Origin of the sequence: Proteiniclasticum ruminis DSM 24773, from assembly GCF_000701905.1 — a bacterium.
Taxonomy (GTDB): domain Bacteria; phylum Bacillota; class Clostridia; order Clostridiales; family Clostridiaceae; genus Proteiniclasticum; species Proteiniclasticum ruminis.
The window spans coordinates 224,538-238,554 of the sequence record NZ_JNKC01000001.1; the positions used below are offsets into that span (position 1 = coordinate 224,538).

General features: G+C 40.6%; 12 protein-coding genes. 5 read left to right on the plus strand and 7 right to left on the minus strand.

Annotated elements, in window-relative coordinates; genetic code table 11:
• Positions 1-21: 21 nt before the first annotated feature.
• The 4 genes from T487_RS0101140 to hflX are packed head-to-tail and all read right to left on the minus strand — an operon-like array spanning position 22 to position 4,145.
• Positions 22-759, minus strand: coding sequence for a YebC/PmpR family DNA-binding transcriptional regulator (locus T487_RS0101140; RefSeq protein WP_031572995.1), 738 nt, complete (start codon positions 757-759; stop codon positions 22-24).
• Between the two features lie 47 nt (positions 760-806).
• The gene (locus tag T487_RS0101145) at positions 807-1,463 is read right to left on the minus strand and encodes a YigZ family protein (RefSeq protein ID WP_031572997.1); all 657 of its coding nucleotides are present in this window, start codon (positions 1,461-1,463) and stop codon (positions 807-809) included.
• Entirely contained in the window at positions 1,463-2,356 is an 894-nt protein-coding gene (locus T487_RS0101150) for a nucleotidyltransferase domain-containing protein (RefSeq protein WP_031572999.1), read from the minus strand. Before T487_RS0101150 ends, T487_RS0101145 begins: the two co-directional genes overlap by 1 nt.
• A complete protein-coding gene (hflX, locus tag T487_RS0101155; RefSeq protein ID WP_031573002.1) occupies positions 2,337-4,145 on the minus strand; it encodes a GTPase HflX in 1,809 nt (602 codons plus the stop codon). Before hflX ends, T487_RS0101150 begins: the two co-directional genes overlap by 20 nt.
• A 101-nt stretch (positions 4,146-4,246) precedes the next feature.
• Here hflX and hpt point away from each other — a divergent pair, with 101 nt between their 5' ends.
• From hpt to mgtE, 3 genes are all read left to right on the plus strand, one after another.
• A complete protein-coding gene (gene hpt, locus T487_RS0101160; RefSeq protein WP_031573004.1) occupies positions 4,247-4,768 on the plus strand; it encodes a hypoxanthine phosphoribosyltransferase in 522 nt (173 codons plus the stop codon).
• Between the two features lie 203 nt (positions 4,769-4,971).
• Entirely contained in the window at positions 4,972-7,323 is a 2,352-nt protein-coding gene (locus tag T487_RS0101165) for a transglycosylase domain-containing protein (protein ID WP_162178202.1), read from the plus strand.
• Positions 7,324-7,441: 118 nt separating this feature from the next.
• Complete coding sequence (mgtE, locus tag T487_RS0101170; protein WP_031573008.1) at positions 7,442-8,779, plus strand: magnesium transporter; 1,338 nt, start codon at positions 7,442-7,444, stop codon at positions 8,777-8,779.
• A 37-nt stretch (positions 8,780-8,816) separates the two neighbouring features.
• Here mgtE and T487_RS0101175 read toward each other — a convergent pair whose 3' ends face one another.
• The gene (locus T487_RS0101175) at positions 8,817-9,458 is read right to left on the minus strand and encodes a lactate utilization protein (RefSeq protein WP_031573010.1); all 642 of its coding nucleotides are present in this window, start codon (positions 9,456-9,458) and stop codon (positions 8,817-8,819) included.
• 143 nt (positions 9,459-9,601) lie between these two features.
• Here T487_RS0101175 and yaaA point away from each other — a divergent pair, with 143 nt between their 5' ends.
• Entirely contained in the window at positions 9,602-10,342 is a 741-nt protein-coding gene (yaaA, locus tag T487_RS0101180; protein WP_031573012.1) for a peroxide stress protein YaaA, read from the plus strand.
• Positions 10,343-10,372: 30 nt separating this feature from the next.
• Here yaaA and hemW read toward each other — a convergent pair whose 3' ends face one another.
• Positions 10,373-11,503, minus strand: coding sequence for a radical SAM family heme chaperone HemW (hemW, locus tag T487_RS0101185; RefSeq protein ID WP_031573016.1), 1,131 nt, complete (start codon positions 11,501-11,503; stop codon positions 10,373-10,375).
• Positions 11,504-11,511: 8 nt separating this feature from the next.
• A complete protein-coding gene (gene lepA, locus T487_RS0101190) occupies positions 11,512-13,314 on the minus strand; it encodes a translation elongation factor 4 (RefSeq protein WP_031573019.1) in 1,803 nt (600 codons plus the stop codon).
• Positions 13,315-13,729: 415 nt separating this feature from the next.
• Between lepA and rpsT the strand changes: the two genes are divergently transcribed.
• Entirely contained in the window at positions 13,730-13,993 is a 264-nt protein-coding gene (gene rpsT / locus T487_RS0101195; RefSeq protein ID WP_031573022.1) for a 30S ribosomal protein S20, read from the plus strand.
• Positions 13,994-14,017: the final 24 nt, after the last annotated feature.

The following is a 14,017-nucleotide window of genomic DNA, read 5'->3' on the forward strand; positions in this document are numbered from 1 at the left end:
TCAACTTCCAGATATTTATGATTAACCTTCAAACTCCTCATGGAATTCAGCATTGTGGTAAACATTATCCACGTCTTCATCTTCCAGAAGCTTATCCACTAATTTTTGGAACAGAATAGATGTTTCTAAATCCAATGATGTTGTCACATTAGGAATCATTGTCACTTCACCTTCAATAATTTCAACACCAGCATCTGTTACCGCTGCTTTCACAGAATCAAATACATCGGGATCAGTGATGATCTCCAAAACATTCTCTTCAGAAACCATATCCTCAGCACCACTTTCCAGGGCAAGCATCATAATTTCTTCTTCATCAAGCTCTTCTGTCTTCTCAATGACAATCTGACCTTTCTTATTGAACATAAACATAACCGAACCGGAAGTGCCAAGATTTCCGCCAAACTTGTCAAAGATATGTCTTACATTTCCTGCTGTTCTGTTCTTATTGTCCGTATAAGCTTCCACAATAACTGCTACGCCATTGGGTCCATAGCCTTCATAAACCATGTCTTCGTAATTTGCGCTGTTTACATCTCCTGCAGCTTTCTTCAGCAATCTCGTGATGTTATCACTAGGCATATTGGCTGCTTTCGCCTTCAGAATGACATCCCGGAGCTTTGCATTGGTTTCCGGATTTGCTCCATCCTTCGCTGCCATCATCAGCTCTTTGCCGAGTTTCGTAAATATCTTTCCTCTTTTGGCATCTACCTTGCTTTTTTTCGCTTGAATATTATGCCATTTAGAATGTCCTGACATATCAATCACCCTCCATTTTCTTACAATCCATAATTATAGCACTTCAGTTACTCTTCTTCAAACTCTTTATAGAGCCGATGCTCCATTTTATAATATAAAGATGCATCCGATACTGAAATTTTTGCTTGGCTGGATGTAAGGTTGACTATATCGTTTTTTAGTATGGGCAGTGCAGTTTCTTCTAGATAGATCTTCAGTGTAACTTCGGAAGTGTACTCAATCTCTTCCGTCTCAATCTGCTGCTCTCTCAGATAGTATTGAACTTTTCCCAAAAGATCATACTCAATCTGCAGGTTCACCTCATAACCTGGAACCCTTTCTACAATACCTGAGGCTTTTACAGCATCGGATGCCCCTTTTACATAGGCTCTTGTTAAGCCCCCAGCGCCAAGGAGAATTCCACCAAAGTATCTTGTGACTACAACACACACATTTCTTACGTCATTTTTCTTAAGAACCTCGAGGATCGGAATCCCTCCAGTACCTTGCGGTTCACCGTCATCACTGTATCTCTGTACATTCATGCTTTCGCCGATGGTATAGGCATACACATGATGTCTAGCATCTTTATATTTCGTTTTTATCTCATCGATAAATGCCCTTGCTTCTTCTTCTGTGAAAACTCTTTTACAGGCACCTATGAACGTAGATTTCTTTTCTGTAAACTCCGATTCTGATCTTCGTAAAACCGTTTTATATCCCATTACAACCTGTACACATTCTCCTTTATAAGTTCTTTTCCAGAGGGTGTCTTCACTTCCCTGAAGTCTCTTTTTAAAAGACTCTTGTGATGAAGAAGGTTCAAAATACCTTCCATCTGTATATCGAAGTTCTGGAATAAAGGGTCAGAAATAATCTCTCGCGCGCTCATTGGTTGCGATTTTTCTCTGAAGTATTGGAGAATCACTTCGGAAGCTTCTGTAATTTCCTGATCTATGGTCTGTTTCAGGTACTTGTTCACCCCTCTGATTTTCATTTCCAGGTTTTCGCCTGAAACAAGATAATGGTATTTTTCCTGATAAGCTGGATCAAGGCCAGCAGCCATCCCTATGGTGTCTTTGGAGATCATATATCCTCTGGAGTTGACATAAACGGAGGCATAAAGCTCCATGGACTCCAGGATAGAATTATATGCACCATAAAAATTTCTGTTATGAAGAAACTTATCAGTCGCATCTATACTTTTAATGAGTTTACCTAAATAAGACAGCGTCCATTTTCTTCTGTCCATTTCGGGATAAAACCTGCATTGGTTGTAATGTTCCGTAATATCACTGTCCTTTGAGAAAACAAGCTTTGAAGAGGAAAAAATCCTATGGATATAGCTGCCCTTCACCTCAAGCCCTTTTAAAGTCATGAACTCTTTCTTGCTCATCACCTTAAAATGAACTGGCACTCCATGTTCCATCGAGTAGACATTTTCAACGCCCTCTTCTTCACCATCATAAATCACAAAGAAATCAATATCCGAGTTTTCCCAAAGATCTCCATTCACAATGCTGCCAAAAACAAAAGCTGCCAGAATATCTCGTGTATCACTCATACTTTTTGTTACTTCATGATAAACTCTCTGATATTCAATGATTAGATTCTGCATGGTCTCCTCCTTCAATGATAAAGGGTTCAAACTTCACGAAGTCTTTTTTAAGAATCTTGGCTCTGATCTTTGTGCCCAGTTCCTCATAGGACTCATGAAGCAGCACACCACTTTCATGGACAGATGAGATCAGTTTCTGCTGGTCATAGGGTATAAGTGCTTCTATTTCCAGTAAATGGTCTGGAAGAACCTCATTGAACAGCACCATCAGTTCTTTCAGATTCGTCCCATTTTTTGCAGATATCTCTATGATCGGATACTTCCCCTCATAAAGCTCCTCCACCTGTTCTGTAATGTAACTCTTCCCTTTATCAATTTTATTGATAGCAATGATTCTTCTGGTTTCTCCTGCACCAATTTCATTGAGCACTTCATCCACTGCACCTGCTTGCTTCAGACAGTCATCCACTGATCCGTCAATCACATGAACCAAGAGGTCTGAATAGATCACTTCTTCTAATGTGGATTTAAATGCTTCTACGAGATCATGAGGCAGCTTTCTTACAAAGCCCACCGTATCTGTGAGCGTCACCACCCTATTGTTTTCAAGGCTCAGTGCTCTTGTGGTTGTATCAAGCGTCGCAAAAAGCATGTCCTTTTCCAGAACTTTTTCTTTCACCACCGCATCTTTTGATGCAAGATCAGCCAAAGCATTTCTTAGCGTGGACTTGCCAGAGTTGGTATACCCCACTAAAGAAATCCTTGGGATTTCATTCTGATTCCGGTTTTCTCTCTGAACACTACGAATGGCCACTACTTTTTTCAGTTCATTCTTGAGATCATTTACTCTCTCTCGGATCTTCCGACGGTCGATCTCCAGTTTCTGTTCACCAGGTCCTCTGGTTCCAATACCTCCACCAGTTCTGGACATAACAGTGCCAAGACCGATAAGTCTGGACATTCTATATTTCAGCTGAGCGAGCTCCACCTGAAGCTTCGCTTCTTTGCTTCTTGCCCTTTTCGCAAATATCTCCAGGATCAGCGTTGTTCGGTCTATGACTTTCACGCCAAGCTCATCCTCAAGATTTCGGATCTGACTGCCCGAAAGTTCGTCATCAGCAATGACCATATTGCTTCTTGAAAGCTGCAGAGCATCTCTGATTTCTGATACTTTGCCCTTGCCGACATAATAAGCATTATCCTGGGTTGCCCTCTTCTGATACAGAAGTTCTCCTACCGAAACCTCAGCAGCCTTCGCCAGTTCACGTAGTTCATAAAGACTTTCTTCAGAATCTAGTCCCACAAGGACCGCGCGCTCCTCTTCCTCTTCCAAATCTTCGGCTTCCAGAAGAAGACCCTCATTAAAGAGGATCCGATCAATGATATTGAATCTTTGGGCCTCGTCCAAGCTGAGGGGTTTAGTACCCTCCACATGAATTCTCTGATTCTGTACTGTAAGAAAGCCCATGACGACTTCTGGTGTTTCCTTGACCCCTATGGCTACTATGGCATCCAGTTTCATTTTTACCAGAGCTGAAATATCCAACGCCGATAGATTCGGATTGCCGTTAGGATGCGTATGGACAACCCTCACTCTGGAGAGCTTGCTATCTCTTAAGTCCACCAAGGGCATAGAAACAGTGCTGCTGTCACCAATGGTGACCTCCATCACTTTTCCCTTACGGTCAATAAGTACGCTGATTTCACGATTGAGCTCTTCTGTAGCTTTTGTCATGATTTGGATAATTTCATCATTCAAAAATGAATATCTTTCAGTTTTTATATCAAAAATTGCTTCTAATTCTTCTAGGATACGCTTCCGTACACCCTCTATATTTCCAGTAATCACAAGATTTCCTCCTTTTTTTCAAGGTTCTTGACATATTCACATCAATTATATATTATTTACTTTAATATGTACACTTTGAAAGGAAACGGTGAATGAAGCCCATGGAAAACAAAGAGAGAAATATTCTCATATCAGCTGAAGAAATTCAGGATAAGGTTAAGATTGTAGGAGCACAAATTACTGAGGACTATAAAGGGAAAAAACTGTATGTTCTGTCTCTGCTTAGAGGTAGTTTTATTTTCACAGCGGATCTTGTGCGTGCCATAGATTTAGATACAACCATCGGCTTTATGACAACTTCATCTTATGGACACAGCGAAACATCCAATGGCAGCTGTAAGGTTGTAAATGATGTGCCTGACAACATCGAGGGCTATGATGTGCTCATCGTGGATGATATCATCGATACCGGAATCACTATGGAGTTTGTCGTAGATTATGTGAAAGCCAAAGGTGCGAATTCTGTAAAAACCTGTACTCTGTTAGATAAGCCATCCCGAAGAAAAGTAGACATCACTGCGGATTACTGCTGCTTCGAAATCGAAGATGTCTTTGTTGTAGGCTATGGCCTCAATTATGGAGATTTTTATCGAAATATACCTTATATTTTCAACTGGAAATAGTTCCAGAATAGAATTATCAAGGAATCTTAAGAGATTAATAAAGATGCTCTACTTCAAGGTAGAGCATCTTTTATGCTATAATACTTAAGTAAATATTCTACGGAGGTAAGATGATGGTAAGTAAGCCAAATACGCGAAAGAACGCTAAAAGCAACTCCTTCACCTATTTCGCGAAATTCGTAAAATTCTTTTTTATTTTGTTTATGATTATAACAATGGTTGGTGCACTCTATGTGGCCAAAATTGTCCTTGATATTGCAGAAGAAGCTCCTGAAGTATCCATAAACCGCTTTCTGTCTCTAAGTGAGCCCAGTATTGTGCTTGATGATGAAGGCAATCAAATGGATCTGATTCATACTGATGAGGTTCGTTTCCCCATTGCTCTGGAAGACATGGGACAAAATATCATTGATGCTTTCATTTCTATTGAAGATGAACGTTTTGAAAAACATAAAGGTGTGGATTACAGACGTACCATTGGCGTGACATTACGAGACATAGTAGGACAAATCACCGGTAACAGAGATATGCAAGGCGGCTCCACACTGACGCAGCAGATCATCAAGAATACTTTTCTCACCAGAGAGCAGAAGTATGAAAGAAAGATCAAGGAAATCTTCATGGCTCTTCGCGCTGAGAAAATGCTGACAAAAGATCAGATTCTAGAAACCTATCTTAACAGCATATTCCTCGGTGGACGGGCCAACGGCGTGGAAGCGGCAGCCAGACAGTATTTCAATAAATCTTCAAAAGACCTGACCGTAATCGAAGCGGCATATATTGCGGGTACAACCCAAAGCCCAACAAATTATTATGCATTTTCACAAAGCTCCACAGCAAATCCAGAAAAATATATCAATCGTACAAAGCTCGTTCTGAATGCCATGAGAGACAACAAAAAAATTACAGAAGAAGAGCATGCACAGTATACAGAACAGTTGAACTCCGCACTCATAGACCCTGATGATAAGATAGCCAAGAGCGAAGAACTGCGCCTGAAGGTAGAATCCGGAGAAATCACGGAGGAAGAGTATAATTTCCAGACGGACGTATTAGAAACCGGTATCGTGTTCAACCAGACCAGTATCGTGTCTGACAAATACAATTATGAATACTTCACCCGTCCAGTCCTTGATCAGGTCAAGGCGGATCTTAAGGCAGTCAAAGGATATACCGATGAGGAAATCAATCAGCTGATCGCCTACGGTGGTCTGATTATTCATTCCACTATGGATCGTGGCGCCCAGGAGTATGCTCAGTCTGTACTCTCAGACTTTTCAAACATTAATGCAGAATTCGATGAAGTCAGAAAGAAAATCGACAAAGCAACAGGACTCGAAAGTGAAACGATAACAAGAAAGGAAGCTGAAGCTGCTTTTTCAGCTGTAGACTATAAAACAGGCCAAGTGAAGGTCCTCGTAGGCGGACGTGACGACTCCAAGCCAAATGGTTATAACCGTTCCTATTACTCAGACACATTTGGACCTACAGGTGTACTCCGAGGTGTTGGTTCCACCACAAAACCTCTGACTGTATACGGGCCTGCTCTCGAGCAAGGTGTGATTACGCTAGGCACAGCTGCATTGGACGAAATGTTATTGCAAAGTGAGGATAGACAGATTCTTGTAGAACTAGGAAATCCCACAGGAAATAAATGGCCACAAAACTATTTTCCGCGCTATTCAGGACCTACCACCATACGAAAATCCATTGTAAATTCTTTTAATACTGTAAGTGTGCGTACTTATTATTCACTTGGTCCAGATCGTAATAACATTGCAAAATCCTATGGGGAGAAATTCGGTCTGATATACAATGATAATCCAGTAACAGTAAACTTCACCTTAGGCAATAATCAGGTGATGAACAAGGATGGCGGTAACCCATTGATCCTCGCAGGTGCATATGGCGCCTTTGGTAACAGTGGTGTCGTAACCGAAAACATCCTTTATACGAAAGTGACTGATAGTGAAGGGGCTGTGCTCCTGGAGAAGAACCCATCCTCATCTCAGGTTCTATCTCCCCAGAATGCCTACTTGCTCTACGATGTCATGAAGGATATCATAAAGAATGTGCCAAGGACTCAGCTGGGCAGAATGCCTATGGCAGGTAAAACAGGAACAAACTCCAACGGTGATCAAAAAACTTCAGAAATATGGTTTGCAGGTCTTTCACCATATTATTCTGCAAGTATATGGATAGGCGGTGACACGCCCTATACCTTATACCAGAAAGGAACCACGAACTCTGCACCTTCTTCTTTAACTCAGGATGCCTATGGTAAAATCATGGAGTACCTTCATGAAGGACTTGAGGTTAAAGATATCGCAAGACCATCTGGGCTCACCACAGCTTCATTCTGTTTTGTATCTGGTGGTATTCCAAATGAGCAGTGCTACATTGAAAACACTGTGGCATCAGACCTCTTTGTCAGTGGTACACAGCCGAAACAAGTATGTACCGTTCATACGTACGAACCACCCGTAATTGACCCGATTCCAGAAGAGCCGGAAACTCCAGTTCAGACTCCTGGAAATCCAGGCAACGGAAACTAGCATTTAAACCAATGAATACAGAACCACTGAGAAGAAAAACTTTTCAGTGGTTCTGTTTGCTTGTAGAACTTCTGCTGTATACTGAAATAGACGGTATGAGCAGTAAAGAAGGTGGATTATGAAAACAAAAGAACAGATCCTATTGGAAACCATAGAAAATGCCTCACTTGAAGAAATCATTGCAATGTCAGAAGAACTGCATCCTGTAGATTTGCTTGAAGCCTTACAGGACTATGAGGGAAATTCAAAGGATCTTCTAGATAAGTTTCCTGATGAATACATTGCCATGGTCATTGACGAAGCAGAACTGGATAAGAAATATGAAATCCTTTCTTTGTTTCCTCAAAAGCAAAAACAGGAAATCATTTCAGAAATGTCTTCCGATGAACTGGCAGACATGCTCGGAAACATCGATGAGGTAAGTCAGCGTAATTTGCTGGACGGCATGGAAGAAGACCATCGGGAGGAGATGGAAGAGCTCCTGTCTTACAGCCCAGAGACTGCTGGCGGACTCATGGCCACAGAATACATAGCAGTGAAAGAGTCCATGTCCATTGACGAAACATTGAAGTTTCTCAGAGATATTTCACCAAATGCAGAAACCCCCTATTATATCTACGTAACGGACGACAATCGAGTATTAAAGGGTATTGTCCCGATTCGAAGCATTTTGATTTCAGAACCACATATATTGGTTAGAGATGTTATGGTGCAAAATGTTATCACCATTCCGATAGATATGGATCAGGAGGAAGTATCCAACTTGTTCCAGAAATACGGGTATATGGCTATGCCAGTTGTTGATTCAGCTCAGATCCTCATGGGTGTGATCACCATGGATGACATCATCGAAGTCATGTCTAATGAGCATACAGAAGACATGTATCGACTTGCTGGACTGGACGAAGAAGAAGAAGTGGATGGAACCATACTGGATTCTATAAAAAGCAGACTTCCCTGGCTTATCGTGAACCTGGGAACTGCTATGCTGGCTTCCACAGTGGTGCGGATTTTTGATGATACCATCGGAAAAGTGGTGGCACTGGCTGTGTTTATGCCTATTGTTGCTGGAATGGGAGGTAATGCTGGCACACAAACCCTTACACTTATTGTGAGAGGAATCGCATTGGGTGAGATAGATTTGGAAAACAAAAAAGAGATCTTAAAAAAGGAAAGTCTGGTAGGTTTAATTCACGGAATCATCTTAGGACTCATCGTCGCACTGATAGCTGGAATCTGGGAGCACAATATTGTCTTTGGTTTTGTGATAGGGGCCGCAATGCTTCTCAATATGGTGATTGCAGCATTAGCTGGTTTTTCCATCCCTCTCCTATTAAAAAAACTGAACATTGATCCTGCTCTTGCTTCTTCTGTTTTTGTCACTACCATGACGGATGTTCTTGGATTTTCGATTTTCCTTGGTCTTGCGACAGTTCTGATCCGATATCTCATATAACAAAAGCTCCTTCTTCAATGAAGGAGCTTTTGTTATATCAATATCCGAGTTCTATAGGCAGTATCAGTACTTCAATTCTGTCTTTTACACTTTGGCGTTTGATCATGGTGTATTGACTGCAGATACGATCTTTTGCATTGCATTCCGTGCAGCTGCCAAGTTTTGTGCAAGGAGTATCCCGGTTGAGCCTAACATTATTTGCGGGAGCGGCGATGGATCTGATTCTGCCCATAGCTTCCTCTTCACTATCCACAATTTTATTTAAACCGATGATGACAAATACCTTATCAGGTCCAAAAAGCATGGCTGCAACTCTGTTCCCAACATGATCAATATTATAAAGGTGTCCTTCAACGGTAATTGCATTCGTTGAAGTAAAATAGAAGTCTGCAAAAAAGCTGTTTCTGAATACTTCCTTTCTTCCTTCCACCGACAGACCTTCCTCATAACGGTCAAAAAAAGTCACGTTTCTGGTTCTTAAATATTCAATAACACCAATCTCAAAAAGTGTCTGAGATCCTCCTACAGCCACCTTCACCTCATCTGGAATCTGCTGATTCATATACTCCTGAAGTGCTTCTCGATCTTTTAGAAAAGTACCCTTCATCTGGTTTTTTTCCAGGTTCTTTATTAGTCTTTCAATTTTCATTTGCCATACTGCGTTAAGATGCTGATCCATTTAAAACTCCCCCTTTTTATATAAAATTATTATACCTTATCTTTTTGACTTTGGGAGTAGTAATGATATTCTTCTTGATAACTTCTTCAATACAGTAATTAAATATGATACAATTTAATTGGAATGATATTAGGAGGGAACGAATGATTGCTATTGTATCACCTTCAAAGACGATGAAGGAAGAAAAAAGTAAAATACGAACCACAAGCCCAAAATTTATTTCTGAGACGAATATACTTGCAGAGGAGCTGAAACATTATAGCATCTCTGATCTGGAGAAACTTATGGGCATCAGCGAAGAGCTGGCTTTACTCAACTATGAGCGCTTTCAGAACTATTCTCATGCAACGGAGTATCCTGCATTATTTCTATTCAGAGGAGATGTGTTCCGAGGTATTGACGCTGATACCCTTACACCAGAGGACATTCAGTATCTCAACAAACACCTTCGGATACTTTCGGGTTTTTACGGTGTACTGAAACCACTGGATAGAATGAAACCTTATAGATTGGAAATGGGCACAAAACTCAAGAACATCCGCGGAAAAGATCTTTACTCATTTTGGGGAGATCAAATTAAATCATTACTGGAAAAAGAGGCAAAAGATCAGATCCTAGTAAATCTGGCTTCCAAAGAATATTCGAAAGCAGCCAAACTGCACGAGATACATTTAAACGTATATGATATTGAGTTTAGAGAGAAGAAAAACGGAACATATCCGATTATTGCTTTTTACGCTAAAATTGCACGGGGCGAGATGGCCCGGTTCATGGCCAAGAACAAGGTCCACAAGATTGATCAGCTGAAAGAATTCAACTACAGTGGATATGAGTATAATGAAAACCTGTCCAGTGAAAAGACGCTGGTTTTTACAAGAGGATAATAAGAACCCAAAGGCTCGGCCTTTGGGTTCTTATACGCTCAATAGAAAATCACTTAAAACATGATTTGAAAACTCTATTCCTTTTTGTGTAAAACGGAGCACTTCCGGTGTATCTATCAGGAGTCCTGATTTTATATGTTTTTGAATGCTATTCTCATAATAAGACTCAATCGTTCGTTGGAATCGCTCTTCAAATTTCTTCTTATTCAGACCGCGCATCATACGCATTCCCATAAAGACATACTCTTCCACTTCTTCATCTTTCGTGTTTTCATGTCTTCTGACAGAAGCACTTCCAGTGGTCCGGATCAACCGAATATAACCTTCTACGGTCTTGATGTTCTCCTGGCGTTCTCCATTGAAATACTCATGGGATGAAGTGCCTGCCCCTATGTAATCCTCACCTGACCAGTATCTGATATTATGCCTGCAGTACTTTCCATCTTTGGCATAGTTCGAAATCTCATACCGCTCATATCCATTTTCACTGAGTGTCCTCAATATGATCTCGTTCATCTTTCGTTCCGTTTCCTCATCGGGGAGGAATAACTCATTTCTCTTTGCCCGATAATAGAACGGTGTGAACTCTTCAATGATAAGAGAATAGCAGGAAATATGTTCGGGGTTTAATTCAGCTACATCTGAGAGCGTTTTTTGCAGAATTTTCAAATTCTCATGTGGCAGTCCATAAATCAGATCAATATTGATGTTCATGAATCCCAATTCACGAAGCATCTTATAGTTTTCTTCAAACTCTTTAAATGTATGGATTCTCCCAATATCAAGAAGAATTGAATCATTGCTTGATTGAAGTCCGATGGATAGCCTGTTGACCCCCATTTTTTTAATAACTTCTGCCTTTTCTTTTGTAATATTACCGGGATTGCACTCCATTGTAAACTCCACATCATCTGTTTTTCGAACATCACGCAGAGCCTTCCCAAGTCTTTCCAGTTCTTCTTTTGATAAAAACGACGGCGTACCTCCACCAATAAAAATGGTGTCAAAAAGCAGCCCTTGGGTCTTATTTTGTATCTCAAGTTCCAAGGCACCAAGATAGTCCTGAATTAGGTGACTTTTGCCCTGGTAAGAAGCAAAATCGCAATAAAAACATTTCTGCTCACAAAAAGGGATATGAATATAAAGTCCTATAGATTGCAACTCATCACCTACTCAACTTTCAGAACACTCATAAATGCTTCTTGTGGCACTTCTACGGAGCCCACCTGCCTCATTCGTTTCTTTCCTTCTTTCTGTTTCTCCAGAAGTTTCTTCTTTCTCGAAATATCTCCACCATAACACTTGGCTAAGACGTCTTTTCTCATGGCTTTAACAGTTTCTCTCGCAATGACCTTGGAACCCACCGCAGCCTGAATCGGAATCTCAAACATATGTCTTGGAATCACTTCTTTAAGCTTCTCAGCAATATTTCGGCCCTTCACATAAGCCCTCTCATCAGGCACGATCATAGACAGAGCATCCACGACCTCACCATTTAGCAGAATATCCAGTTTCACAAGTTTTGTGCTCTGATATCCTGTTAGTTCATAGTCAAGGGATGCGTACCCTCTAGTACGGGATTTCAGTGTGTCAAAAAAGTCATAGATAATCTCATTCAGCGGAATAACATATGTAACGACTGCACGTGTCTGTTCCACATATTCCATGCTCACATAAGATCCTCTTCTGGACTGGCAAAGTTCCATCACCGCACCGACATAATCAGATGGAGTAATAATCGAAGCTTTTACAATAGGTTCTTCCATAAAATCAATCTCTGTGGCTGATGGCATATTCGTAGGATTTGTAATCTGTATCACTTCACCGTCAGTTCTGTGCACATTATAGATTACAGAAGGAGCTGTTGTGATGATTGGAATATTGAACTCTCTTTCAATTCTCTCCTGGATTATTTCCATATGAAGAAGCCCCAAGAAACCACATCGGAATCCAAATCCGAGCGCAACGGATGATTCATATTCAAAATCCAACGCCGCATCATTTATCTGAAGCTTTTCCAGTGCTTCTTTCAGTTCTTCGTAATCTGCACCATCCACAGGATAAATACCTGAAAAGACCATTGGCACAGCTTTCTTATACCCTGGCAGAGCTTCTGAAGCAGGATTCTTCGCAGATGTTACCGTATCTCCGACACGAGCATCTCTTACATTTTTTATGCTGCCTGTGATATATCCTACATCACCGGCCTTCAATGCATCCACTGGTAAGTACTCTGGAATAAACACACCTACCTCAGTTACTTCATACTCTTTCCCTGTGGCCATAAACTTGACTTTCATTCCTGGTGTAATGGTTCCTTCCTTTACCCGCACAAATGAAACTACCCCTTTGTAGGAGTCATAGGTGGAATCGAAAATCAAGGCTCTTAAAGTGCCGTTTTCGTCTCCTTCTGGTGCAGGAATATGTTTAATGATCCCTTCCAGAACATCAGGAATATTTAAACCGGTTTTCGCAGAAATCTTAGGACAGTCTTCTGCTTCCAACCCAATGACATCCTCAATCTCTTTCACAACTTCGTCAATTCTCGCGGAAGCTAAGTCTATCTTATTGATTACTGGAAGAATTTCCAAATCATTATCAAGCGCTAGATAGCAGTTTGCAAGGGTCTGAGCCTGAACACCCTGAGTTGCGTCAACAACCAGAATAGCCCCTTCACATGCCTGCAGACTTCTTGAAACCTCATAATTAAAATCCACATGACCAGGTGTATCGATCAGATTTAATACATAATCTCCATCTTCACGATGGTAAATCAGCCTCACAGCTTTTGATTTGATCGTGATACCTCTCTCTTGCTCCAGCTCCATATTATCAAGTACTTGTTTGTCCATTTCACGTTGTGACAAAGTTCCTGTATATTCAATTAAACGGTCTGCAAGGGTGGATTTTCCATGGTCAATATGTGCAACGATGGAAAAATTTCTAATTTTCTTTTGTCTTTCACTCTGCATAACTTTCACCTCATAATTTTTTCCCACATTATATTATAGCATAATCGTTACTCATCTTGATTATTTCTTCGAATTAATTTATCTTTTGGTTCGAATGATTGAAAAATCATGAATAAATAGCCACCTTATTAGCCAGCTGTATCGTAATCTCCGTTAGTATCTTCGCAACTTCCATCTCTGTGTTTGCCATAGTAACTTCTACTTCTTACATTTCAGGGGTGGAAGTTACTTTTGCAATTAACTCAATCTTTCTTTTCTCATTATTATATGATTTTCTTCTTGAATATAACCAGTGGTGATGATATAATACCAATGTTAAAGACTCGCAAGCATATTTCCCCAAATTGCTAGAGTTAACCCTTTAGGAGTTGTTGAAAAAATACAGCTTCGAAATATGATTGGAGGGGGTGAAAAAGTGGCAAATATTAAATCTTCAAAGAAGAGAATTAAGGTTACACAAGCAAAGACACTTAGAAACAAAATGGTGAAATCCGCGCTGAAGACTTCTATCAAGAAGTTCGAAACTGCAGTAACTGCAGGAAACGCTGAAGAAGCTAAGGTACTTCTTGGTTCTGCGATCAAGTCCATAGATATGGCTGCATCTAAGGGAATTATCCATAAGAACGTTGCTTCCAGAAAGAAGTCAAGACTTACCATTAAGTTCAATAAAATGGCATAATCAATACCCGAGAGTACTCACGTA